Raw genomic sequence first — 21,214 nt, 5'->3', positions numbered from 1 at the left:
TATATGATTAACACTACATAATTTTTACTGTTTGGGCAACATCTAGGTCAAGGTCTTCAAACTTCTCTCTAGAGAGTAGAGTTCCTTTGACATAAAGCCTTAATCCTTCTTTCAATTCAGTATATCTTGTCCTAAAGCTAGTTAGAACATAACCTTCCTCGGTAAGGTACTTTACTGGTAAGGAAAAAGGTTTCAGGGCTCTCTCAATTTTTATTACTCCTTCAAATTTCTCCTTTTTAATTACTTTTCCGAAATCTTCACATTCGACGATTTTAAAAGTGTAAGGAGTTCCTTTATATTTACCTTCTAAAAGTCTATTAGCCTTTAAACGTGAAAAATCCTGCTTTGATAGCCCTTCAATTTCGTTATCCTTAACTTCTAATAGCGATGATGTTACTCCGTTCTTTCTCATATCAGCCAGAATCTCGTAGTTTTTACTATTAAAAGAAATTAAATCTAAATCTTCTCCTCTTTCTTCATAAAGATAACTTCCTGTTATTCCTACATCGAGAAATCTATTTATAAAATCCTCAAACTGTGGTATAGATATTTTAAAAGGATCTAAAACTTTAGCTTCAGCCAAAGGTATTAAAGGGACTTTGAAACCTATTTCTTCCATGTACTTCATTAAATGAGGGAATTTCTCCTTGACTAACTCTATTGCCTCTCTCATCTTTTTTATCTTTTTTTCACCTATTTTCCTAGGTACTGCTACTACGTACCCTTCAGGATGATAACAACCTTTTACTGCCCATATTATACCTTGATATTTCACAAAATACCCTTCAGTTACCATTTAGATTATTTTAAATACCAAGAACTTAGCGTTTTCTTTGTTGAAGGTAACAATAATAGGCTCTGGAATAGCAGGAAGTTCACTTTATTACATGTTTAAGAAAGCTGGATTCAGCGTGAAAGTTATAGACCCAAGAATTAGAAGGATCTTCCCTAGTTTAATTCACTCCCTTCTTTTAGTGGATAAAGATGTTTATCTCTCCAGCCTAGCCTTAGACTTTTATAAAGAATTCAGTGTTGAAACTAAGGAATTTCCATCTTTTACTATAGGAAATGTAGATGAAAAATTAGTAAACTTATGGGAAGAGTATGGAGTGAAGATAGAAGAGAGGAGATTATTCGATTCTCAAGGATTATACGCACTAGGAGGAGATAGGCTAGTTTACGTAAAGAAAATGATTGATAATGTACCAGTAATTAAAGAGAGAGCCTCAATCATAAAAAGAGGAAATACGGTAACTGTTAAGGTAAACAATAGTGAAGTAAACACTGATATAATAATTCTAGCAGCAGGACCTTGGAATAACCAGATTTTTGACGTTCCTACAAAGAGTTATTATTGTTGGGCTTCATTAACTCTAACCCAAAATAAGGAATTGGATAGAATGTTTGTTTATGATTACGAATTAAGTTTTTATTCTAGACCTTTCTTAGGAATAGGTATAAAAACGGCAATTATTGGAGATGGAGAGGCAATAGAAGCTAAACCTTGCCAAAGAATAAAAGTTAATCCAGAAGAAGTCATGAGTAAAGCTAGAAAGAGACTTGGTGACCTAAAGATTATTTACACTTCTGGAGAGTTTTGCGAAGGAACACCAGATATGAGACCTGCCTATGGAAGACTGTTGGATAATTTATATTTTATAGGGGGCTTTAACGGTTATGGTGCAGAAGTAGGCCCTGGAGTGGCAAGGCTACTTTTCAATTTTATAACTAAGGGAGACGAAGATAAGGATTATATTATAGATAGATTTAAAGGAATAAAGGACTTTAAAATAGGAAAAGAACCTCATGAACTATAAATCGATATATGCTTTAAATATAATTCTTCCTCATTTTTTGCATCAACTTGAAGATGTAACATCTGCTTTTCCTCACAATTTTTGCAATCGTATAATACCCAGCCTCCTATAAATTCTTCTTTAGAATAGTATTCTATTGCTCTCCAATGTTTCATTTCTATCATTTTTCTTAAAACTTTAAGGCTTAATATTGGAAACGCTACAAAATTAGGTAGTTTTATATAATATGGCTTTAATCTTTTTAAATATCCTGGATTGACTAATACAGACGTTGGTAAGAAACAGTCGTCTAGACTGCTGACTTTTATCATGTCAATATTACCTTTGTTATCGATGTAAACTGCGACACTTCTATACTCTTCTAGAATGTCTCTTAAATCATACCAAGATGGAGCAGGAGATCCAACTAAGAAACTTAACATGAAAATGATTTTATTCCCAGAGTTGTTAAAGTTAGTTGAATGTGATGATGTGACGGTTTACTGAGAAAATGAGGAGCGTTTCCCCTGACTGAGAGGTAATTCACATGAAACGCGATAATTATACTAAAGATTTGCATAATATTAAATGCAGGATAATATCTAATTATGGAAATCTACCTGAGATTGATGAAATATATAAAAGACTTATAGATTTCCATAAGTTGGGTTTCGTTAATATTAATCATTCAGCATTAGAGCTCATAGTTTCTTCTTATTTAATCAAAGAAGGTTTCAAAGTATCGGTAGAATATGAAAGCAATGGTAAGGTAATTGACATTTACGCAATAAAAGGTATAGACGTAGGAATAGAAGTTGAAACGGGCTTCGTTCCTCCAAGCTTTGCAGGAAAGCAAGAAGATTTCTTAATGAGTAGAATGGCATTAAAAATCGCTAGATACAGTAATTTAGCATCACAGTTTTATATTGCAGTACCTTCATATTATATTCCGCCAGTTCCCATAGAATTACTAAAAGATAGAGAAAAAAGAAGTGAAGAAGAGATAAGAAATCTAATGAGAATGATTAGAAAATACCACAATAGCTTGGACGTTAATTTGCTATCTCTGAAATCTGCTAAAATTGATGGAATAATAATTATAAATACTACTGACCTTAGGTTAAAAATATTTGATTATGAGGATTTCTTAAAGATTAAGAAGTACTACAGTGACATATAGAAAGAAGAAAGGAACGAAAGGAACCAAGATATTATCATCAACCTTACCCATTCTTTCCACCACTGTAGCCAAGATACCTGAAATTAGACCTGGAATAGAAAGAAAATAATATCCTAAAATAGATGAAACTATGAACATTCCTAAAGATCCCCACCAGCCTTTTACTCTTCTTTTGTACACATAATTTCTTATTATGCCAGTAACTCCATCTCCAAAAGACATGTAAAGTAAAGGTAATAATGCGACATATAAATACTTAGATCCTGGATCCCAGAAATTGGCAATTAAGATCCAGCTTAACACTAGTATAGTCCCGAAAGAGAAGGTAAACCATACTTCTCCTCTGTTTTCCTTATCTTGGAACCAGCTAAGAGGGTTCTTCTCTCTATGGAAAATTAAATATGCTGTTAACAGATAGGATAAAATTATAGGAAGTAAAGGCGATGAAAAAATAAAAGGCGAAAGAACTGCAACTACTCCTCCTCCTAGAATATGTATAGTTTTTCTCGCAATATAAATAGTAGTCTTTTTTGCAACATATTTCGATATATATAAAGTGACTACCATTACCCATATGGTAAGTGCTATAGCCCATACGATATCTGATAAACTAACTAACACAACATTTTAGAATCCTAAAGACTATTAAGTTTGAGCCGTGAGAGTATTTAAGTATAGTGCTACAAAAGACGGTTTGTTAATACCAGACGAAAAGAACGGCAAAATATTAGTCTACGTTGATAACTGGATTGTTAAAGCATTTGAAGGAGATAAGGAAATAACGAACTTAAATTTTTACCTTGATAACGAAGACAGAATCTTAATAAGTAGAATAAAAGAGATCTATCCTGATGCGAATCTCCTTCCTGCTTTAGCTTATCCCAATAAGGAAAGGAAATTAAGGTTAAACCAGCTACTAGGTAAGGTATTTGAAGATTATGTTTATTCTATTCTCTCTAGAAAGTATAGAGTAGACAGAAATCAAGCAATATTTTCCACAATAAGAGGAATTTCTACTCACACAAAACCAGATTTTATCATTGAAAATAAGATAGCTATAGAGGCTAAAACAAGACAAAGTAATCTTGAACAAGTAATGCAGTACTCCAAAAAATTCAAGTACGGCGCAATAATCTTTCCTTATTCTGGAAAATGCACTCCACCTAAAAATTGGATTTGCTTGTTTTACATAATGAAAGATTATAATAGACTCTACGAATGGATAGATTCTCATTTACTTAGTTAATTAAAGTAAAGACTCTAGATAGACAGATTTTTTATCTTACTCAAGTAATTTCATGCATGGAGATCGGAACTCCGCTTTTAGAAGGATCGAAGAAACTAATGCTTTTAGGAAGCGGTGAATTAGGTAAGGAAATTGCTATTGAAGCACAAAGAATGGGAGTAGAAGTAATTGCGGTTGATAGATACGATATGGCTCCAGCAATGCACGTTGCACATAGAAAATATGTAATAGACATGATGGATCCTTCTGCTCTAAAGTCTATAGTCAAGAGAGAAAACCCTGACGGGATTATAACAGAAATAGAAGCAATCAATACCGATGCATTAATTGATCTTGAGGACTCAGGATATAGAATAATTCCTAATGCTCAAGCTGTAAAAATCTGCATGAATAGGATAGAATTACGTAGTCTCGCTGCAGAGAAGTTAAAAGTACCCACAACAACTTATGCATTTGCAGAAAGTGCAGAAGAAGTTAAGAAAGCTTGCAAGGATATAGGATTTCCCTGTCTTATAAAGCCAGAAATGAGTTCAAGCGGTCACGGTCACGTCTTAATAAATAAGGAGGAAGAGATTGAAGAAGCTTACAAAGAATCTATTTCTCATGCACGCGGTAAGGGTAAGAGAGTCATAGTTGAAGAATACGTAAAAATAGATACCGAGCTTACTATTTTGACTTATAGATATAGCACTGAAAATGGAATAATTACTAAAACATTTTCTCCAGTAGAGCACCAGAGACCAAGTTATTATTATGTAGAATCTTGGCAACCAGCTACTGTGGAGGACGAAGTTATAGAAAAAGCTAAGTCTTATGCAGTAAAGGTAGTCGAGGAGTTAGGAGGAGTTGGAATTTTCGGAGTAGAGATAATAAAATCAGGAAATAGAGTACTCTTTAGCGAAGTTTCTCCCAGACCTCATGATACTGGAATGGTAACTATGGCTAGCCAAGATATAAGCGAATTCCAAGTTCACGTGAGAAGTGCACTAGGTTTATCTACTCCTGAAGTTAGATTATTAACTCCTGCAGCATCTCACGTAATTTTAGCAGAAAGAGATAAGTGGAATCCTAAATACCTCAATTTAGAGAAGGCTCTGGAAATCCCTGGAGTCCAAATTAGATTATTCGGTAAACCTTACAGTTATGAGAAGAGAAGAATGGGAGTAGTATTAGCTAACGGAAACACAGTTGATGAAGCTAGAGAAAAAGCTAGGAAGGCTTCTGCGTTAATACTAGTAGAGTAAGCCGTGAATTTCCTTAAGTTTTTTTATTACTTCGTTAACTTTTCCTTTCACAAAATTTGTTGATGAGGTAAAACAGCAATCATGAAGTAGATCCACTTCACTCATATCAATCCCCGCAAGCTGTGCTGTGGTTATTGTCCATATCCTAGCTGTTGCCTCATAGTTATATCCTCCACCACCCAGTAATATTATCTTGGACGAGAACTTGTTAGCAACATTTAAAACTTCATTTATTACTTCAAAGTATCCTTTAGTAGATAACTTAAGCTCTACTAAAGGGTCATCAAAATGCGAATCTCCCCCTTCAACAATAATTATTAGTTCCGGCTTAAATTTTTCCAGCTTTTTTACGGCAACTTCCCTAAATGCTAAAGTATATGCATCGTCTGCAGTACCTGGAGGCAAAGGAATATTAAGACTAAATCCCTTACCATTCCCTTCTCCTATCTCATCATAATTTCCTGTTCCAGGGAAGAAGTTTTTGTAGAACATGTGTAAAGATATTTTCAAAACTCTATTATCATCGTAAAGCAATTGCTGTGTTCCATCACCGTGATGCCCATCTATGTCCACTATGGCTACTCTATACTTCTTCTCGGCAAGTTTAGCTATCAATGCTACATCATTAAATACACAAAATCCAGAGGCAGCAGATTTCTTTGCATGATGAAATCCTCCTCCTATATTTATTGCCACATCATATCCTTTTTCTATCATTTCTAAAGCTTTCACACTGCCTCCAACTCTTAGAATTGCAGCCTCATATATTCCTTTAAAAGCTGGAGTATCTCCTTCATCTAAGTATCCTCTCCCTTCTAGACTCTTCTTTTTCACAAACTCTATGTAATTCTTATCGTGAATCTTTTCTAGTAAACTCTCTGTTACAGGCACTGCGTTTTCTAAATTTATGTCGTGGAAAAATCCTCTTTCTTCCATAAATTTTTTTGCCATGGATTCTCTAAGCGATTTAAATGGATGATCTTCAGGGAAGGAGTAATCTAAATAATTTTCATTCCATATAAATACGGTCTTCCTCAAATTCTCCATAGAAATTTTATTTTCTCATTATAAAAAGATTATACGTGGTAGATTTGGAAGAGTTATACGTTGAACCTCAAGTTGTGGCAAACCCCAATGATAGGTTAAGGGATATTCTACCAAAAATGAAAGAGAAAAACCAATGGGTAGTTCCAGTAGTTTTGCACAAGAAAGTTATTGGACTATTAACATATAAGGATCTTTTAAAAAGAAGAGTTAGTTTAGATGCTAAAATACTCACATTATCTTCACCATCAGTAACAATATGCGAAAAGGATGACTTTTCAAAAGTTATAGCTAAGTTTTACACTACAAAAGCTAGAGCAATTCCATTAGTTAATAAAAATAAGGAACTTATAGGCATAATTACTAGAGAGTCCGTTGTTAAATACATTTTAGATACTAATCAAATTGATAATAATAAGAAAGTAAGAGAATACATGTCTTCTCCCGCATTGGCAATAGATGCAGAAGAATCAGTTGCAAGAGCTAGATGGTTAATGATAAGGGATAACATAAGCAGATTACCTGTCACTAGAGAGAATAAACTAGATGGAATAGTGAGCTCTAGGGACATTGTTAACGCATTGTACTCAATTAATGAAAAGAAGAGATCATCGATACTAACTGAAGAAGAGAGAATAATGGCAATGCCAATAAAGGAGATAATGTCATCGCCAGTAATTTCAGTTAAGGGTTCTGACTCTTTAAAGACGGTTGCAGAATTGCTTTTGAAGAAGAACATTTCTGGTGCACCAGTACTAGAAGGGGATTTCATTGAAGGAGTTATTAGTACTATAGATATAATAAAGTCGCTAGAATCAAAATATAATTTAACAATGCCTATTGAAGCAAAACTAACTTCTGGATTAAAGAAGGAGGAAATTAAGGCAGAAATCGATGGTGTCATTGAAAGGTACTTAAGCAAATTAGAGAAAATGACTGATATTATTGACTTTAAGATATCGTTTAAGGAAACAGCAAAAAGCCAAGATAAGACCTTATACAAAACCACTGTAACGGTAAGTACAAAGGAAGGCAATTTCATAGCAAGCGAAACTGATTGGGATCCTATAGTTGCAGTAAAGAAGGCAGTAGAAAAGGTTGAGAATAATTTAATCAAAAAATTAAAAAAGATCGATAAAAGCAAAAAAGTAACTAAGGAAGAAGAATGAAAATTGCAGTAGTACAGCCATACACTGTTAATTCAGCTTTATCGCTTACAGAGAAGGCACTAATATCTGGAGCGCAATTAGTACTCCTACCAGAAAAATGGGTTAAAACTGTTGAAGAATTGCCGTTAAAAGATTTCCAGAGATTGGCAGTAAAATACACTGCATACATTATTCCTGGAGCAGTTGAGGACGGAGTATCGATTATAGCGCCAATTATAGACTCTTCTGGTGATATCAAAGGATTAGCTAAGAAATTACATCTCTTTAATAAAGAAAAGGAAAAACTAATGCCGGGAACATATTCAATAATTTTTTCTATTTCTGGAATAAAAATTGGTATTGCAATTTGTTACGATTTAGATTTTCCTGAAGTAATAAGAAAAATGGTATCGAGAGGTGCGGAAATAATCCTTGTGCCTTCTAAGATAAGCTATAATGGAATCGAAATTTGGAGAGAATACTTAAGAGTTAGAAGTCTAGAGAATAGAGTTACAATAGTAAATGCTAATGTTTACAATCCACCAAATTATCCAGGGAAAAGTGTAGCGTTCATGCCACATAAAAGAGATGACAATATAGTAGATTTACTTACTTTAGCGGAGTTAGGAGAAGAAGAAAATTTTGCAATAGCAGATATTAATCCTTTGTCTTATTTTCACATAAGGTTAGAAAGAATAAAGGAAATTAAGGATTTTGACGTGATGGAACTGCAGTAAATTTATTAGCTAAGATTTTAGTAAAATTTGAATGAATCCCTTATCGCTACGTAAATTATTAGATTCACCTCTAAAAAAGGATGCAGAAGATGTAATTAATTATTGCAATACTAATGAACTCGTACCAATACTGTCCTTCTATCTTGAGGAGGAGTTATTAAATAATTTAGTCAAGAGTCTAGAGAGAGAATTCTCGCCATTATATTCAGACTACAAATTTAACAAGACTTTCTTTATAAAGAAAGTAAAAGAAAAATTCGGCAATGGAAAAGAATATGAAGAATTCCCATATTATCTTGTACCTATAGGAGAAAGCAATAAAGTAATTATAGTTAATAACAATAACGTTCCCCCTAAAGCAGTCCCAATTGAAGGGAAGTTCAGATTAACCTTCATAATTCATCATTCTTTTGATGAACTAAACCAGTATATCTTGTCTCAATCGGATGATGATATCATAGTAGAATTTAAAAATAGTGAATTAGTTAATATTGAAAAGAAGAGAAATATATTCATGGATTCAAGATCCGTAGAGAAGATTGAAGAGTCTAAACTATTCAAGAGTAATTTGATAATACCCGAATCTAAGAATTTACTCCTTATTTCAGTTATTTCGAATAACGTCTTCCCTTATAATAATATCCTTACCGTGAATATTGAGGATGGTAATAAAGTAGAAATTAATATAAATGGCGGAAAGGCAAGCGAAGATGACGTAATAAATGGAAAAGCTCTTACTTTTGAAGAGAAGGCCAAAATATACTTCGAATATAAACAAAAGCAGATAATAAAGGATGAGATATTGAAAGGCATTATTTGGAAGTTAAGTCAGTAGCCTATAAAGTGAAAGGCTATTCCAATTAAGTGCGTAACTAACGCAGCTCCTATTGCTAATCCTGCCATTATTGAGCCCTTCTTAAGTGGGCTAACGTCACTTAATAGTCCTATAATCCCACCAACCATAAATGTAATAACTCCAGTAAACGCATAAGACGTAACAAGACCTAAAAGACCTCCGAGCCCTAAGAGAAAAGGAAGAATCGGAACTAAAGCTCCAAGAATATAAGAGATAGCAGTTATTTTAACGCTTTCAGAATCCTTATTTCCTTCATTTCCATCCTCTGAATAAACATGACCTAATAACGCCTTTAATTTCTCTTTCTTTAACTTGCTTTTTCTAATATCATTCTCCGAGCTAGACGATAGATATGCCCCTATACTCATTGAAATTGTACCGGAAATTCCTATTATTAGACCGCCTAAAGCTACAAGAAAAGGAGATACTAAAATACTTGAAAGACCAGAAACTCCGGCCAAAACTTCTATTAAACCATCACTTACTGCATAAATTGAGTCTCTTATCTTATCTACATTAATTTGAGTCTGAACGAGTAAATCCTCATGTACAAGCTCCTGCATCATTATTGACGAAAGCTTTTGCCTTTCCGTATCATTAAATTCTGCTACATTAGCTAATTGATAGTATTTCTCCGCGTCACTTATTTCGCCTCTTTCAACCAGTTTTAAAGTTAAAGGTAGACTGAAGACTCTTCTAAAAAGTTTAAATAATCTTATTTTTAATTTATCAAAGAATCCAAGTCCTTCCAGCTTTATTCCTCTAGAGTCTGCAACTTCTTTCCAAAAAGCAGCATGAGACTTCTCACCACCTGCTAACTCCTCTAAAACTTCTTTTACTTTGTCATTTTTCTCAATTCTTGCCAATTCCTCATAAACTGTAGCACCTAGAATTTCTTCCTTATAATTCTTCCTTACTATCTCACTTATCATAACATTAGATTAGAGTTGATACTATTTAAAAGTTATTCTATACAGTAGAGTCTGGAAATACCGTCTAATAATCCTTATAAAAAAATCTTCATTGAATACTCTAGACATGATAATAACAGTTATCAACCAGAAAGGCGGTGTTGGTAAAACTACTACCGCAGTTAATTTGTCTTACATCATATCAAAGACAAAGAATGTTGCTTTACTAGATATGGACCCTGAAGGAGGAAGCACTACGTCTTTCGGAATGAAAAGAGAAAAGAAGGAACTTGAAATAGGTGGCAAAAGTGTCAATATTTTTAACGTGGAAGTATTCCCTGCTCATTTAGGCTTACTTAAAGCCGAACTAAACGGAGATGTAGAGGATGTTGTAAATAAAATTAAAGAAACTGCAAAGAACTTTGATGTTCTAGTCATAGATACGCCTCCAAATTTGGGTACGTTAGCAGTAGCGTCGATGATAGCTGCAGATAAAATATTGTCTCCAGTTACTCCTCAGCCTTTAGCTTTAGAAGCAGCTAAAAATCTAGACGGAAGATTACAGAGTCTTAGCAAGAAAGCTCTAGCTTTTACTAATTTGTCTAACAAGGCGGTAACCCTAGAGTTACCGTCAGTGCAATTTTTAAATGTGCATATTCCTCAGTCTAGATTATTCATTGAAGCCTCTAGATTAGGAGTTCCAGCAACTAGATATGAAGAGGTAAGAATGAAGAAACCAAAGCTCGTACACTTCTTTGAAGAGTTAGCAAAGGTGACTCTAGAGTGAGTGAACTAGACTTCTTACTGAATAGAAAAAAAGGTACAGAGAAGAAAGAAGAGAAGAATAGCACAGAGAATATAGGAAATACTAAAGAGAATAGAGAGAAGATAAAAGAAGCCGAAGAAAAGAGAGAAGACTTTGGACTAAAGAAAGAAGAGATGCAAACGCACTCTCTAGAGTCTAAAAAAGAGGAGATAAATGAAAAGAAGGTAGGAGAGAATATTCAAGACACTATAACTTCTGGAGAGAAAACATCAGCCTCTTCTCTAGAGTCTAAAGAGATACATCTAGACAGTAGAAGTAAGATTGAGGAAAATAAAGGGAATACTCTAGGCGAAGAGGAGTACAAGAAGAAAGGAGAGTCTAGTGAAGATAGTACAGAAAACATAATGAAGAGATTTCTAGATAAGGATCCTAAGATAGGTGTTTGGAGTTATCCTGCATATTTAGTTTTGCAGTATCTTTATAACACAAAGCCTGGATTTAAAATGAGTAGGATAGCTAAAGAAGCTCTGGAGTATGGATTGAAGAATATGTATCCAGATCTTTTTAGCAAGGCTGAAAAAATTTCACAACTAAAACAAAGGTAATATTTTCCTAACATTTTCTAGGTAAAGATTTTTGAAAAAAGCTAGAGTATTTTACCTTCAACCGTCAGCCAATATATTGACGCAAATGCTTTCTTAGCCGTGAAAAATATTGATGAAGGACCTAATGCATAACTCTTTTCATAATTCATATAAATGAATGAGCCTTTTCCATAACCACTATAGACAGCACATGCTGCAGAACCGTCGAATTTGCCCTTACCTTGACCATATAAATCATTCTGGATCTCTTTAATTACATAATTAGCTTCAAAGTGAGCAATAGCTCCCGTTTTCGGGGGTGTAGTTATACTAGTAATATCACCTATAGCGAAAACGTTATCATAATCCTTAAACCTTAACGTTTCTTTATTGACAGGAATTAACCCGGAATTATCTACAAGGTTAGAGAATTCTTCTCCTGCTTTAATAGGAGTATCTATAAATGCTAAATCATAATTCACCTTTTCTCCATTTTCTGATTCTATAATTTTATTCTGTTTATCTACATTTTTAATTTTAAAACCTCTTATAACTTGTATTCTTAGCTCCTTAGCTCTTTTACCTAAAATCTCTGCCATAGGTTTTTGTATTTGAGGCGGTTGAGCCACAGGGTTTACTAAGGTTATTTCGGCCTTAGGAAATTTTTGCCTTAAAATAAAGGATAATTCAAAAGGGGCCGCAGGGCATTTTATCAAACCAAAGTATCCAACAACGATCTTTTTGCCTTCGAAGTTGTCTGCCATCTCTTTCATTAACTTTGCTCCTTCAATAGTATGCCAGTGCGGAAAGCCTTCTAGTTCTTTATTCTTCACACCTGCAGATATTATAACGTAATCGTAACCAATCTTATCCCCTGATTTTAAAATTACTGTATGATTTTCAAAATCTACCTTTGTGACATAATCTTTTATCCATTTTGTGTTCAGGATCTCAGAGTTGTTCTTTATCATTTCCTCTTCCTTTCCTATTCCTCCTACTATGTCTATAGTACCGGGCTGATAGTAATGATATTCTGAAGGCTCAATTACCATCACTTCTAAATCATGATTCTTAGCTAATTTATTTGCTACAATAGATCCAGCGTTTCCGCCACCAACTATTACAACTTTCTTTTTCATAGTATGTATGAATGTGAAGTTGTATTATTTAAGGGTAACCCTAATTTTTAAATAATCTTAATAAAGTTAATTATAAAAATAGATGATTCTATGAAGTAAGAATTAAAATTATAAAATAGCCAGAAGGTATTTTTACTTATGAAAATGAACTTAGAAAGGCTAAGAAAAGGTACATTAAAAATGTTAATTCTAGAGGCACTTAACGATAAACCAATGCATGCTTACGAAATAATCAAGACAATAGAGAAAAAATTCCATGGAATATATAAACCAAGTCCTGGCTCTCTTTATCCAGTTTTAAAACAACTTTTGGAAAGTGGTATGATAACTATAGAGGAAAAAGACGATAAGAAGATTTACGTTATGACGGACAAAGGGAAAGAAGCTTTTGAGAAGATGAAGAATGAAATGACGAATGTTTTTACTAAGAATAATCAGTATAGAAAAGTCGTTAATCAATTGTTTGAAATAGGCTTAATAATTTATAACTTTAGAGATAAATTAAATGATGACGAGTATGAAAGGATAAACGATATTATAAACGGATGTAAAAATGAGATAGAAGATCTATTGAATAAATTGAAGTAAACTTATTGCGTCCTTTACTACTTCTATTGGCTCCTTACCTAAAATGAAAATGCTTGGTTCTTTACCGTAATCTCCTAAATCTACTATATATTTGGGTATTCTGCTTAACCTCGAATAAGCAATATCTACCATGAAATTCATAGTATGTCTTTCCTTTTCTCTACTTTCTTCTGGCTCTTCTTTTCTATTAAACATGAATACATCCTTCAAATTCTTCACAATTTCTTCATAATATTTTAAGTTTATTGAACTTCTAATGTTCTCATCGTGAGACATGGCAGTTAATATTACTCTCGCCACGTGATCTGAGGCGCCGAAAGCTGGAGGCATACAGTAAATTGCCCTATTAAACGCTACGGTAATTCTCCCAGGTATTGCGGCAACATCTTTAGCACTTTTAGCTCCCTTAATCGCATAACCTATATTAGTTCTTATTTCTGGGACGAGTAAATAAGTGCCTAAAGTATCAACGAATAAATCTGCTGCTTCTTTCAATTTTATCAAAACTTCATCTCTTTCGTCCATATAGTGAGTTAACAATATATAATATATAAGCATATAGAACAATGTGAAGAAGATTTACGTTTTCTACACTCCAAAGAGAATAGTGAACACTGAAGACTATGAAGTGGAGATTCTAGAAAAAGTAAGTAAAAAATTCAGATTAGGAAGGTTATTGAGATATGATAGCGTAAATTACGAAGGAGGAATTACTTACCTTAAAGGAATTTTTGAAAGAGGAAAAGCGCTTGTAAAATTTAAAGAAGGAGGAGAAGCAATAGCCCTAGTTAAGAAGTATAAAAGAACGTTTAGAATATGGATATAACCAATTCTCCTAAAAGTACCGAAAATAAGCCAGATAGGAAAATTCCATCAAAACTCCCCATTCCACCAATACTTACTATTTGAGGAGAAGCCTCAATTATTTTTCTTAAATTGAGTAAATCAGCTCCTATTAATGTACCTAAGACACTTGAAATATAGGCAGAGACTGGTATAAGCTGTGGTATATTAAAAAATAGAAAATAACTGAATAGTACTGAAAATAAAGGAGGAATAAAAGGATGCATTACAACTCCTACACCTTCTACTACTTTTGAGAAATATTTTGACACTATAATTAAAAGTATTATATTTATAAAGATAAACGCTAGATATTTATAAAGTAAAAATAATAAAGATACTGATAATATTAACGGAATAAGTGCACCACCAAAATTTATTGCAACAAGTGTAGTAAGATATTCTATATCCAATCTAGGTACATAAAAAGGAACTCCAAAAACGTAAACCACATCATACCTGGGAGCCATTGCCTTCTTTTTTACTTCCTTTATTACAAAATTCACAGGACTTAAAAGTAAACTCAGAAAAGATATTTCAAAAGCAAATAAATAACTTAATTTCCTACTTACACCTACAAATAAGAGTAAGTCCTTAAAATAGCCTATCGAAACAAGAACCAAAATTAGGCCCATGAAAAGATATGCAGGAAGTAATATACCTCTAAATGGGTAAAAGATTACTATCCTTTTCAAATAAATCCCTCAGTACACTCTTTATTTATTTTCAATAAATCTTTATTCGTATTAACGTTTATGATTTCATGGTTTGTCTCTATTGAAGAGAAAGAAGAAGTATCCACAGATCTCCATAAGCTTATACCTATAAACTCACCCTTGGAAAGCAAAGTACAGATAGATGACTCACATTTGTTAAGAAGATCCTCAATAGCGTCTTTAGGTATAAAAGGAGTATCTGAAGGAAGGACTAGGCTAGGAAATCCAACATTTTTAACGGCTTCTATAACATCAAATTCATAACCTCTACCTTCAGTAAAGATTATGCTACTCATTGGAAAAATATTCTCTAGAATTGATAATGTAGGATGCCCTTTTACTGTAGCTATGAATATTTTATCAGAAAACTGTTTCGAGAACTCGTATACCCATAATACCATAGGTTTACCGCATACTTCAAGAACTGGTTTCATTGGAGACAATCTACTTCCCTTACCTCCCGCCATTATAACTACCTTCAAATCTAACAAGTTCTTCCTCAAAGTCCTCATTAAAATCTCCCACTCCTTCTAAGTGAAGGCCTGGTCCACCTTTTATTAATCTTCCTATTACATTTCCCTCGCTTACCTTCTTCATTACCTCTTCTGGATTTCTGGTTACAACTAGAAATGCCCCTGAGGATACTAATCTTAAATAATCTATTGATAACGCTTTAGTAATCTCTAAAGTTTCCCTCCTTACCGGAATAAGGCTTGGGTCTATAACTGCCCTTAAGTTAGATAATTTAGATATTTCCATTAATGCCTGCAGTACACCTCCTTCAGTAGTATCATGCATTCCTATAGCGTATTCAGATACTTTCAAAGCTTTTTCTTGGACTATTATATCATGTTTAAAACGTTTTGCAGACTCTATAGTCTCCTTTTTTACTCCTGCCTTCAGTAGATAATCTTCGAATTGGTTTGCTAAAATCCAGGTACCTTCTATTCCTGCGCTACCTACCATTACGACGTAGTCACCTTCCTTAGCATTTCTTGCAGTTAAAACTTTGTCAGTAGTTGAAAATGCGGTAGTTACTACTATATCTGAAGGTAAATTCATCACAACTTCCGTATGCCCGCCTACAACATTGCAGCCTAAGATACTGCATGCTTCATTTATTCCAGAGAGTATTCTATCTAGACTCTTCTTAGTAGAGAGTAGAATTGTAGTTAAAACCCACTTACAACGCGTACCTTTCATGTTAACGTCATTACATGCAACTGCTATAGAAAGAAATCCTGGATCTACTGAGGACTCAGTTATAGGATCTGAATGGATAGCTATATAAGGTTCATTAACCTTAATTATCGCGTCATCCTCACCAATAGAAGGACATATCTCGCAATTGCCGCTAGGTATTTTATATAAAAATTCTTTTAAAGGTACTTTGCCGAAAGACACATTAACTACTTTTTATAAACACAAATAAATTATGATAACAATCAGCGTTGAAGACTTATGGAAAAGTTATAAGGAAAAAGAAGTACTTAAAGGTATTTCGTTCTCAGTTAATGAAGGAGAAATATTCTCATTACTTGGGCCTAATGGCGCAGGAAAAACAACTACAATAAAAGTTCTCTCTTGCGTATCTAAACCTGATCGCGGCAAAATAGAAATATTGGGAATGAAGGTTCCAGAAGAGTGTAATAAAATACGCAAAATTGTAGGCATCGTCCCACAGGATTTTCAAGGCTTCTCTGATTTGAGCGTAAGGGAAAATGTGGAATATTTTGCCAGTATTTATGAAGGAGATAAATCGCAAGTAAATGGGGTTATCGAGGAATTAGATCTTGAGGAATATAAGAATACAAAATTCAAGAAATTATCTGGAGGACTAAAAAGAAGAGTTGCAATAGCTTGTGCCTTAGTAGGAAATCCTAAAATAGTATATCTTGATGAACCCACTGTGGGTTTAGATCCTAAGGCTAGAAGGAACGTTTGGGATATAATGAGAAAATTGAAAGATAGAAAGCTTACAGTCCTGTTAACTACACATTACTTAGACGAAGCACAGAAATTATCTGATAGAATAGCAATAATTTACTCTGGAAAAATACTTAGACTATCGACACCGGAGAGCCTAATGAAAGAATTTGAAAAACCCACTCTTGAAGAAGCTTATTTAGCACTGTTAGAAAGCATTGGTGAGGAATAATGAAAAACATGTTATCTACTGCTAAAGCAATAATTAAAGATAATTTAAGTAATAAAGCTACTATATTCTTCATTTTAGTATTTCCATTATTCCTTACCTTAATTTTCGCCTTCGGTTTTGCAGGGATAAACCACGTAACTCAAGTTGTAGCAACGAATAACCAAGACTTAGCAAAATATCTTAATTCTACACAACTGTTTGTAGGCATTACATGCAATAACGAAAGAGAAGCAATACTTCATAATTATATTTACATTTATACTCAAAACGAATCTTATAATATATCTTATCCCGAGGACGCTAAATATCTTATACCTTCTCTAGAAGCTGTTCTGAACGAGTATTCTACCCATAGTTCTATAGTTGTCTCAGCTACTCAACTTAAGGGATTTACTTACGTGGATTATATATTATCTGGAATGATAGGAGTTATTGCGCTATCTAACGGAGTTTTTGGAGTTACTGGCGTTGGTGCAGGATACTATAGAGATAAACTTGTTGAAAGATTAGCCGCTTCTCCGCTCAAAAGCTATGAATGGGTAATTTCACTAATGCTTTATGAAATAGTAATTACTTTCATTTCAATTGTACCCATATTGCTATTAGGCTTAGCGTTAGGCTTCATTCCAATTATAGGAGTACTTTTTGTTGTATTCTTAATAGTGGGCACACTAATGTTTTCAGGTCTAGGAGCAATAATATTTGGCTTAACACCTAAAGATAAACTGTTTATAGCTAATGTAGCGGCTAATATAGTTACCTTACCTTTAATATTCTTGAGTAATGCATTCTTTTACATTAATTCGTTTCCTGGTATAATACAATTGCTAATAAATTACCAACCAGTCTCAGTGCTTAACGATATAATAAGGCAAGTTACAGTTTATCAGCAATTACCTCAAGCATGGGAGATAGCTTATATAATAATTTTTACTATAACGAGCGTATTTTTAGGAGAAAAATTGCTAAAACTTAGGGAGATTGACTAACCAGCTGGGTTTTGTTTTAGCAAGGAACGCAGTAATACCTTCCCTGCTTTCATCTCCTCCTACCTGGATAGTTAGGGACTTGAATGCTTCAGAGAGATCCCTATCGAGGTATTTCATTATATGCCTCTTCATCAACATGAGCGAAGTAGGGGCCATAAAGGACATTTTGTAAATTAAATTAGCAGTCTCTTTCTCTATTTCGTCGGTTGCCTTAGTAATAAGACCAATTTTTTCAGCCTCTTCTGCAGTTATTTCTTCTCCTAGTATTGCTAACCTTCTAACGTTATTTAAACTTGTTATATAAGGACCTAAAGTTATCAAGACTGGAGGAAAAACTCCTATTTTACCTCCTGGAGCAGCAAATTTAGCAGATTTTGAAGCTATGACAAAGTCCATAACTAACAATAACTCTAGCGAAGCCCCATAAGCAATACCTTCTACTTGAGCTATTGTAATTTTATCTATATTTATCAATTTTAGATAAAGATCTTTCATGTAATTAAAAAAAGATGACGCGAATTCCCTATCTACTGAGGCCCTATTTAGCTCTCTTATATCCGCTCCAGAGCCAAAGTTACCATTTTCTCCTTTAAAGATTATGAACGTATATTTCTTTTCCCTTTCTATATCACTTAAGACATCCAAAAGTTCTGTCATAAATCTTACATTAATAATATTATATTTTGTTCCCGTATTAAATGACAATTGAATGTAATTATCCTTATACTCCTTATTGACAAACATCAATCTTATTCTTTACAGCAATTATTTATCTCTTTTCTCCATCACTTCTTTAGAATTAAAATTTATTTATAATATAAAGTTAAATATGTTATAATACTTTAGTTATTAAAATTATATGGCTTACACTAAGGTAAAATTTCTCTCAAATTATATAAAAATAAGTTTTTATAACTTTATCTAATCGTTATGAAGATAAAGTTAAATATGGTAATATTATAGGCAATACCTATGAGTTCTAAGTCCAATCCTCTTGTAACGCTAGTTAATGCTGTATTCCAATTAGACAAGGACTGGGTAAGCAGAATATCAATGGCTATGATAGTATTGAGCCTCGTATGGGGAATTCTGGGCATAATTGATGCTTTAATGGCAAGGATACAAGAAATGGTATGGGGATTATCACAAACTTTGGTATTCACTTCACAAGAGTATTACGGAGGAATAACCTTACACGGGGTTAGGGATCTGTTTGGCTTTGCAGTACAGCTAGAGGTAGCAGTATTCATTTTTCTCTCGTATAAATTACTGAACTTCCAACCTAGAGCAAAATGGTTCCTCAACATAGGATTTGTTTTATTCAACATAGCATTCATGTTAATGGAAGGACCAATTGTAGCGTTCCCATCATTTAATGACAATTACTTTGGAGCTACAGGATGGTATTATTTAAATCCATTAGGAATACCAACCTACTCACAGTATGTAATATCACCACTGTGGTTTATAGGATATGAGCTAATGGACATAGGAGTTTACATATATGTGATATGGCTAATATATCATTACTATATGGTCAGCAAGAGTATAAAAGAGAAGCTTCCAATATTTGCAGTCTTTGCGTTAATGACCTCATTAATGATCGCAATTGGATGGAGTGGAGAAACAGCTGCTAACACTTGGGATATTTTAGCGTACTTCGGATTAGTAGGATTAGACCCAATAGCAAATCAAATAGCATTCTGGATATTAGGTCACTCTATAGTTTACATTGTATGGATGCCGGCAGTAGCTTCAATGTATTACTTAATACCACTATTGGCTGGAAAACCATTATATAGTGATAAGATGGCAAGAGTTGCAGCATTACTCTACTTAATCTTCTCCAATAACGTGCCAATACACCACTTATACATGGTAGACCTACCGGTTAGTGTAAAGTTATTACAAGAAGTATTAACGTATGCAGTAGTAGTTCCTTCAATGTTAACGTTCTTCAACTTATGGGCTACGACAAAAGGAGGGGTACAATTTAAGCCTAACTTGATATCAGTATGGATATCAATTAGTTTTGCTGGAGCAATTGCAGCAGGAGTAACTGGAATTGCTAACGGTGACTTATCATTTGACTCAATAATTCACAATAGCATGTGGGTTCCTGGACACTTCCACGCAATGATATTCTGGTCAATTGTTCCTGCAGGATTTGCAACACTGTACTACATGGTACCAATGCTAACCGGAAGAATGTGGTACTCAACAAAACTAGGATGGATCCACATGGTAGGATACATGATAGGAACAGCAATGATAGTAGTAGGATTTGACGCATTAGGATTAGCAGGACTAATAAGAAGGGCCGAGATTTATCCAATAATCCCAGCTTACGTAACGCCTGAGGTATTATCTGCCTTAGGAGCGATGATTGCGGACTTCGCTACGTTATTATGGTTAGGAAATCTCGTAATATCACTATTAAAAGGAAGATCCGCGAATGTTGAGGGACTATCAGTAAGCGATACAGTAACTACTATAGCAATGCAATTAGGATATGAAGGACCTTCATTAAGCGAATTATCAAACAAGATAACTACCGCAATAAGCAAAATAGCAAGAGTAAAAGCTTAAATTATTTTACTCTTTTTCTTCCTATTTCTTTTAAAATTTCCGTATTGTCAGGAAATCTTTTTTCTTTGTATCTCGAAAATATGAGCTCTCCATCTAGATAGACATCAAATATTCCATTTTTTCCTTGTTCTATTTCTATTTTTATATCATCAAAATATTGTAATAAATCTTTAGCTAAATCCAAAGCTCTATCTAGATATCCACAAGGTCTACAATAAACTATCTTCACTGTATCCATAATCAACATTTTGTTTGTAATTTTTAAAACACTCATTATGAAAGTTAATTAGCAAATGTTATATAAGCTCTTAAAGAGATAAGTGTGTATGAAAATAGCAGTAACATATGATAAGAATCAAAATCTAAAGCCTTTAGATGAGGCGGAAATAATAGGAGTTATAGATGAGGAAAAGAAAGTAGTAGAGCAGTATGAGAATCCAGCGCACAATGTTAGCAAGGAAGCCACAATGGGAATAATTCTAGACATTGGAGTTGATGCAATAGTTGTAAAAAACAAGTTCCTATGCCCAGGATCATATATGATGTCTTATGGTAGGTTAAAGTATATACCAACAGAATATAGCACTTTACAAGAAGTTTTAGATCACTTAGAAGAAGTTAAAAAGAAGATTGCCGAAGAATTACCTGAAGAAATGTACGCAGAAGCATATGAAGAATAA

At 33.7% G+C, this 21,214-nt stretch carries 27 protein-coding genes; 15 read left to right on the top strand and 12 right to left on the bottom strand.

Annotation, left to right across the window (positions count from 1 at the left end; genetic code table 11):
- Positions 1-13: 13 nt before the first annotated feature.
- A complete protein-coding gene (locus tag HS5_RS06495; protein ID WP_236753353.1) occupies positions 14-796 on the bottom strand; it encodes a hypothetical protein in 783 nt (260 codons plus the stop codon).
- 37 nt (positions 797-833) lie between these two features.
- On the opposite strand from HS5_RS06495, the gene HS5_RS06490 reads away from it, so the two are divergent.
- Entirely contained in the window at positions 834-1,817 is a 984-nt protein-coding gene (locus tag HS5_RS06490) for an FAD-binding oxidoreductase (RefSeq protein WP_236753352.1), read from the top strand.
- On the opposite strand, the gene HS5_RS06485 is transcribed toward HS5_RS06490, so the two are convergent.
- Positions 1,805-2,239, bottom strand: a complete 435-nt coding sequence (locus tag HS5_RS06485) for a hypothetical protein (protein ID WP_236753351.1) — start codon at positions 2,237-2,239, stop codon at positions 1,805-1,807. The genes HS5_RS06490 and HS5_RS06485 overlap by 13 nt on opposite strands.
- 104 nt (positions 2,240-2,343) lie before the next feature.
- On the opposite strand from HS5_RS06485, the gene HS5_RS06480 reads away from it, so the two are divergent.
- Positions 2,344-2,976 carry a hypothetical protein gene (locus HS5_RS06480; RefSeq protein WP_236753350.1) on the top strand — a complete coding sequence of 211 codons (633 nt, stop codon included), beginning with the start codon at positions 2,344-2,346 and terminating at the stop codon, positions 2,974-2,976.
- Here the strand turns inward: HS5_RS06480 and HS5_RS06475 are convergent.
- Positions 2,944-3,597, bottom strand: coding sequence for a phosphatidate cytidylyltransferase (locus HS5_RS06475; protein WP_236753349.1), 654 nt, complete (start codon positions 3,595-3,597; stop codon positions 2,944-2,946). The genes HS5_RS06480 and HS5_RS06475 overlap by 33 nt on opposite strands.
- A 37-nt stretch (positions 3,598-3,634) precedes the next feature.
- Here HS5_RS06475 and HS5_RS06470 point away from each other — a divergent pair, with 37 nt between their 5' ends.
- Together HS5_RS06470 and purT are read left to right on the top strand one after the other, a co-directional pair.
- Entirely contained in the window at positions 3,635-4,222 is a 588-nt protein-coding gene (locus tag HS5_RS06470) for a hypothetical protein (RefSeq protein ID WP_236753348.1), read from the top strand.
- Positions 4,223-4,278: 56 nt separating this feature from the next.
- Positions 4,279-5,466: a formate-dependent phosphoribosylglycinamide formyltransferase gene (gene purT, locus HS5_RS06465; protein ID WP_236753347.1), complete on the top strand. Its 1,188-nt coding sequence runs from the start codon at positions 4,279-4,281 to the stop codon at positions 5,464-5,466.
- Here the strand turns inward: purT and HS5_RS06460 are convergent.
- Entirely contained in the window at positions 5,455-6,504 is a 1,050-nt protein-coding gene (locus HS5_RS06460) for an acetoin utilization protein AcuC (RefSeq protein ID WP_236753482.1), read from the bottom strand. The genes purT and HS5_RS06460 overlap by 12 nt on opposite strands.
- Before the next feature lie 44 nt (positions 6,505-6,548).
- Between HS5_RS06460 and HS5_RS06455 the strand changes: the two genes are divergently transcribed.
- Genes HS5_RS06455 through HS5_RS06445 form a run of 3 tightly spaced genes read left to right on the top strand, consistent with a single transcriptional unit; the run spans position 6,549 to position 9,230 of the window.
- Positions 6,549-7,679: a CBS domain-containing protein gene (locus HS5_RS06455; protein ID WP_236753346.1), complete on the top strand. Its 1,131-nt coding sequence runs from the start codon at positions 6,549-6,551 to the stop codon at positions 7,677-7,679.
- Positions 7,676-8,395, top strand: coding sequence for a carbon-nitrogen hydrolase family protein (locus HS5_RS06450; RefSeq protein ID WP_236753345.1), 720 nt, complete (start codon positions 7,676-7,678; stop codon positions 8,393-8,395). Before HS5_RS06455 ends, HS5_RS06450 begins: the two co-directional genes overlap by 4 nt.
- Before the next feature lie 31 nt (positions 8,396-8,426).
- Complete coding sequence (locus HS5_RS06445) at positions 8,427-9,230, top strand: hypothetical protein (RefSeq protein ID WP_236753344.1); 804 nt, start codon at positions 8,427-8,429, stop codon at positions 9,228-9,230.
- On the opposite strand, the gene HS5_RS06440 is transcribed toward HS5_RS06445, so the two are convergent.
- Positions 9,224-10,183: a VIT1/CCC1 family protein gene (locus HS5_RS06440; protein WP_236753343.1), complete on the bottom strand. Its 960-nt coding sequence runs from the start codon at positions 10,181-10,183 to the stop codon at positions 9,224-9,226. The genes HS5_RS06445 and HS5_RS06440 overlap by 7 nt on opposite strands.
- Positions 10,184-10,289: 106 nt before the next feature.
- On the opposite strand from HS5_RS06440, the gene HS5_RS06435 reads away from it, so the two are divergent.
- The gene (locus tag HS5_RS06435; protein ID WP_236753342.1) at positions 10,290-10,949 is read left to right on the top strand and encodes a ParA family protein; all 660 of its coding nucleotides are present in this window, start codon (positions 10,290-10,292) and stop codon (positions 10,947-10,949) included.
- Entirely contained in the window at positions 10,946-11,533 is a 588-nt protein-coding gene (locus tag HS5_RS06430) for a hypothetical protein (protein WP_236753341.1), read from the top strand. The genes HS5_RS06435 and HS5_RS06430 overlap by 4 nt, the downstream gene beginning before the upstream one ends.
- 41 nt (positions 11,534-11,574) lie before the next feature.
- Here HS5_RS06430 and HS5_RS06425 read toward each other — a convergent pair whose 3' ends face one another.
- Positions 11,575-12,651 carry an FAD-dependent oxidoreductase gene (locus HS5_RS06425; protein ID WP_236753340.1) on the bottom strand — a complete coding sequence of 359 codons (1,077 nt, stop codon included), beginning with the start codon at positions 12,649-12,651 and terminating at the stop codon, positions 11,575-11,577.
- A gap of 138 nt (positions 12,652-12,789) precedes the next feature.
- Between HS5_RS06425 and HS5_RS06420 the strand changes: the two genes are divergently transcribed.
- Positions 12,790-13,239 carry a PadR family transcriptional regulator gene (locus HS5_RS06420; RefSeq protein ID WP_236753339.1) on the top strand — a complete coding sequence of 150 codons (450 nt, stop codon included), beginning with the start codon at positions 12,790-12,792 and terminating at the stop codon, positions 13,237-13,239.
- On the opposite strand, the gene HS5_RS06415 is transcribed toward HS5_RS06420, so the two are convergent.
- On the bottom strand, positions 13,219-13,764 hold the full coding sequence (locus HS5_RS06415; RefSeq protein ID WP_236753338.1) for a thiamine-phosphate synthase family protein: 546 nt from the start codon (positions 13,762-13,764) through the stop codon (positions 13,219-13,221). The genes HS5_RS06420 and HS5_RS06415 overlap by 21 nt on opposite strands.
- Before the next feature lie 43 nt (positions 13,765-13,807).
- Here HS5_RS06415 and HS5_RS06410 point away from each other — a divergent pair, with 43 nt between their 5' ends.
- A complete protein-coding gene (locus HS5_RS06410) occupies positions 13,808-14,065 on the top strand; it encodes a hypothetical protein (RefSeq protein ID WP_236753337.1) in 258 nt (85 codons plus the stop codon).
- Here HS5_RS06410 and HS5_RS06405 read toward each other — a convergent pair.
- Genes HS5_RS06405 through HS5_RS06395 form a run of 3 tightly spaced genes read right to left on the bottom strand, consistent with a single transcriptional unit; the run spans position 14,049 to position 16,202 of the window.
- Positions 14,049-14,777: a DUF1614 domain-containing protein gene (locus tag HS5_RS06405; RefSeq protein WP_236753336.1), complete on the bottom strand. Its 729-nt coding sequence runs from the start codon at positions 14,775-14,777 to the stop codon at positions 14,049-14,051. The genes HS5_RS06410 and HS5_RS06405 overlap by 17 nt on opposite strands.
- On the bottom strand, positions 14,774-15,310 hold the full coding sequence (locus HS5_RS06400; protein ID WP_236753335.1) for an NTP transferase domain-containing protein: 537 nt from the start codon (positions 15,308-15,310) through the stop codon (positions 14,774-14,776). Before HS5_RS06400 ends, HS5_RS06405 begins: the two co-directional genes overlap by 4 nt.
- Positions 15,252-16,202: an AIR synthase-related protein gene (locus tag HS5_RS06395; protein ID WP_236753334.1), complete on the bottom strand. Its 951-nt coding sequence runs from the start codon at positions 16,200-16,202 to the stop codon at positions 15,252-15,254. Before HS5_RS06395 ends, HS5_RS06400 begins: the two co-directional genes overlap by 59 nt.
- A gap of 31 nt (positions 16,203-16,233) precedes the next feature.
- Here HS5_RS06395 and HS5_RS06390 point away from each other — a divergent pair, with 31 nt between their 5' ends.
- Together HS5_RS06390 and HS5_RS06385 are read left to right on the top strand one after the other, a co-directional pair.
- Positions 16,234-16,956 carry an ABC transporter ATP-binding protein gene (locus HS5_RS06390; protein WP_236753333.1) on the top strand — a complete coding sequence of 241 codons (723 nt, stop codon included), beginning with the start codon at positions 16,234-16,236 and terminating at the stop codon, positions 16,954-16,956.
- Complete coding sequence (locus HS5_RS06385) at positions 16,956-17,945, top strand: ABC transporter permease (protein ID WP_236753332.1); 990 nt, start codon at positions 16,956-16,958, stop codon at positions 17,943-17,945. Before HS5_RS06390 ends, HS5_RS06385 begins: the two co-directional genes overlap by 1 nt.
- On the opposite strand, the gene HS5_RS06380 is transcribed toward HS5_RS06385, so the two are convergent.
- Complete coding sequence (locus HS5_RS06380; protein ID WP_236753331.1) at positions 17,922-18,689, bottom strand: enoyl-CoA hydratase/isomerase family protein; 768 nt, start codon at positions 18,687-18,689, stop codon at positions 17,922-17,924. The two genes, HS5_RS06385 and HS5_RS06380, sit on opposite strands and share 24 nt — an antisense overlap.
- Positions 18,690-18,917: 228 nt before the next feature.
- Here HS5_RS06380 and HS5_RS06375 point away from each other — a divergent pair, with 228 nt between their 5' ends.
- On the top strand, positions 18,918-20,534 hold the full coding sequence (locus HS5_RS06375) for a cbb3-type cytochrome c oxidase subunit I (protein ID WP_236753330.1): 1,617 nt from the start codon (positions 18,918-18,920) through the stop codon (positions 20,532-20,534).
- A 1-nt stretch (position 20,535) separates the two neighbouring features.
- Here HS5_RS06375 and HS5_RS06370 read toward each other — a convergent pair whose 3' ends face one another.
- Complete coding sequence (locus tag HS5_RS06370; RefSeq protein WP_276574447.1) at positions 20,536-20,808, bottom strand: Rdx family protein; 273 nt, start codon at positions 20,806-20,808, stop codon at positions 20,536-20,538.
- A 52-nt stretch (positions 20,809-20,860) separates the two neighbouring features.
- Here HS5_RS06370 and HS5_RS06365 point away from each other — a divergent pair, with 52 nt between their 5' ends.
- Positions 20,861-21,214, top strand: a complete 354-nt coding sequence (locus HS5_RS06365; protein ID WP_236753329.1) for a hypothetical protein — start codon at positions 20,861-20,863, stop codon at positions 21,212-21,214.

This window comes from Acidianus sp. HS-5, assembly GCF_021655615.1.
GTDB lineage: Archaea > Thermoproteota > Thermoprotei_A > Sulfolobales > Sulfolobaceae > Acidianus.
This window is presented reverse-complemented; position numbering and strand designations above follow the sequence as displayed.